This window comes from Bradyrhizobium sp., assembly GCF_016462955.1.
GTDB lineage: Bacteria > Pseudomonadota > Alphaproteobacteria > Rhizobiales > Xanthobacteraceae > Bradyrhizobium.
Map to the genome: position 1 here is coordinate 1 of NZ_JAEMSD010000116.1, position 2,162 is coordinate 2,162.

The 2,162-nt window shown below is 66.1% G+C and carries 4 protein-coding genes; 1 reads left to right on the forward strand and 3 read right to left on the reverse strand.

Annotation, left to right across the window (positions count from 1 at the left end):
• Positions 1-34: 34 nt before the first annotated feature.
• A complete protein-coding gene (locus tag JHD07_RS14585) occupies positions 35-394 on the reverse strand; it encodes a hypothetical protein (protein ID WP_291623290.1) in 360 nt (119 codons plus the stop codon).
• 392 nt (positions 395-786) lie between these two features.
• Between JHD07_RS14585 and JHD07_RS14590 the strand changes: the two genes are divergently transcribed.
• Positions 787-948, forward strand: a complete 162-nt coding sequence (locus tag JHD07_RS14590; protein WP_291623292.1) for a hypothetical protein — start codon at positions 787-789, stop codon at positions 946-948.
• A gap of 74 nt (positions 949-1,022) precedes the next feature.
• Here JHD07_RS14590 and JHD07_RS14595 read toward each other — a convergent pair whose 3' ends face one another.
• Together JHD07_RS14595 and JHD07_RS14600 are read right to left on the reverse strand one after the other, a co-directional pair.
• A complete protein-coding gene (locus JHD07_RS14595; protein ID WP_291623293.1) occupies positions 1,023-1,793 on the reverse strand; it encodes a hypothetical protein in 771 nt (256 codons plus the stop codon).
• A gap of 167 nt (positions 1,794-1,960) precedes the next feature.
• Complete coding sequence (locus JHD07_RS14600; RefSeq protein WP_291623325.1) at positions 1,961-2,158, reverse strand: hypothetical protein; 198 nt, start codon at positions 2,156-2,158, stop codon at positions 1,961-1,963.
• Positions 2,159-2,162: the final 4 nt, after the last annotated feature.

A 2,162-nucleotide genomic window follows, 5' to 3' on the forward strand; every position in this document is an offset into this window, starting at 1 on the left:
CCGAGCACTTGTTAAGAATGGCTTGCCGGATCGATCATGCGCTCACAAGCACGGGCCGCAGCCGATACGCATCGATCGCGGCATTCGACAACAGCAGCCTGCGTCGCTCGCCGCGCAGCATCATGCGATCGATCCGGTTCAGAATGAAGCGGGCGGAATCCTTGTGCTCACCCGTGAGCAGGCCGGACTGGTCGAGATATCGCCAGGCGATCTCGAAGGACTGCGCACGTAATTCGGGGTCGGTCATAGCCGCACAACGTTTGCCGCGGAACGTAGGTTCCTTCCGCCGGTCCTTGCAGCGCCTGCGCATCGAGACGGAACGAAGGCGCGGCGAGAGCGTTGAGTAACCGGCTTCAGTGGTGCCGATCCGCCAGCCGCGATCGGCCTTGAACAACCCCGTGCTCGTCCCCCGAGCACGGGGTTTTCTCGTGCCGCCGCTATCGGACCGGAGGCGTTTGCCCGGCTGCATCACAGAGGTCGGTCGGCTCATCGCGCGGATCGCGGGCGAGTTCGTACCAAGCCAAGGCCAGCTGGATCAGCCGTTGCCTGTCGGCACCGTCAGCCTCCGCGGCGCGCTTCATTGCGGCCTCGGCCTCATGCTGTGGATCGTACTTGATGCACATGAGGCAGAGCTTAGCCGGCCATCTGGACAAGCGCGTGGCAATTTCATCCGTAAGATTGCGGGGTCTCCGTCAGGCCGGCGGGCCGATGTGTGAACCATGTCATAGCCTGCCCACGGCCATGTCCGCTAAAGTCACGGCGAGCCTTCATGGGTGATGTCCGGTGATGACGCGCAAAGCAGCAACCGAAATCATCGTCCCGACGCAACGACATCGCACGAGCATGCTCCGCGTCGCCTGTCTCGGCACAATTGGCGTCGTGATGGTGGCCTGGATCAGCGGCCTGGTCTGGGGCACGATCGCGTTCTTCAGCTGGCTCGTGTCCTGACGCACGAGTCGCCCCGCTCGAAAAAACAAGGCGGGCCTAAGCCCGCCTCGGTGCTGCAATCCGCCCCTGAGGACTCAGTAGCATGCGCGGGGATCGGCCTGGACATATTGGCCGTTCGGGTAGCGATAATAGCAAGTGCCCTGCGCCCAGTAATAGCCAGGCTGCGACGCCGCGGTGGCGCCGGCGATCGCACCGGTCGCACCGCCGAGAACCGCGCCTGCGGCAGCCCCTGTTGCATTGCCCGAGATCAGGCCGCCCAGCACACCTCCGACGATCGCGCCGCCAAGCGCGCTGACGCCGGGATCAGCCGGCTGCGGCGGCGGGGGTGGCGGTGCATAGGTGACCGGCGGAGCATAGGCCACCGGCATATCATCGATATAGTCCTCCGAGATGTAGGCGGGCGGGCCGGCCATGCGCTGCGGATAATAATACCAGACGCCGCCTACGTCCCACCACCAGCCGGAGCGGCCGTTGCGGACTTCGTGGCGCCAGCGCCCGCCATCCCAGGCGCGGTTGCCGCGATAGGCGTGACCGCCCCAATTGCGCTCCGGTGCGGGACCGCGGGCGTAATGGCGGCCGGGCGGCGGGCCGCCCGCTTGGTGCGGACCGGGACCGCCGGCACGAGGCTGCGCGCCGGGTTGCGGCGCGGGCCGGGCCGCCTGTTGCGGCGAGGGACCTCTGCGGACGTTCTGATCGGACTGAGGCGGCGGGCCTGCGGCTGGCCGCGCCTGAGGTTGGCTGGCCTCGCTCCGCGGTCTGGCATCTTGCGCCTGAGCCGGCAGCGCCAGCAACGAGATGGCCGAAACCATGGGAATGATGATCTTGACGCGTCTGGACGCACTCATGCGTACTCGCCCCCTGCTCTTGCGATGGCCGTGGTCCCGGCGCGATCGACGAATCGTCACGCGCCAGGCTGATGCCGGCCGAAATAACTGCCCTTCTTGATCGGCTAAGTCCCGTTACAAATGATTAAGATCACGGCATTTTTTCGGCCCCGGGCTCCCGGGCGCACCTAGCGAGCAGGCTCGATCACATTGCAATTGGTGCGGCCCGACATCAGGCAGTCCTGCATCTTGCTGGCCGAGGTCAGGTCGCGGGCAAGCCACCAGCCGACGGCGAGGATGACAACCGCGATGATCAAGCCGGCAACCGCGCCGCGCCGATCGCCGGCGGGTTGAGGTTTTCCAGCGGGCTTGGGCTTCCGGCTCAGTTCG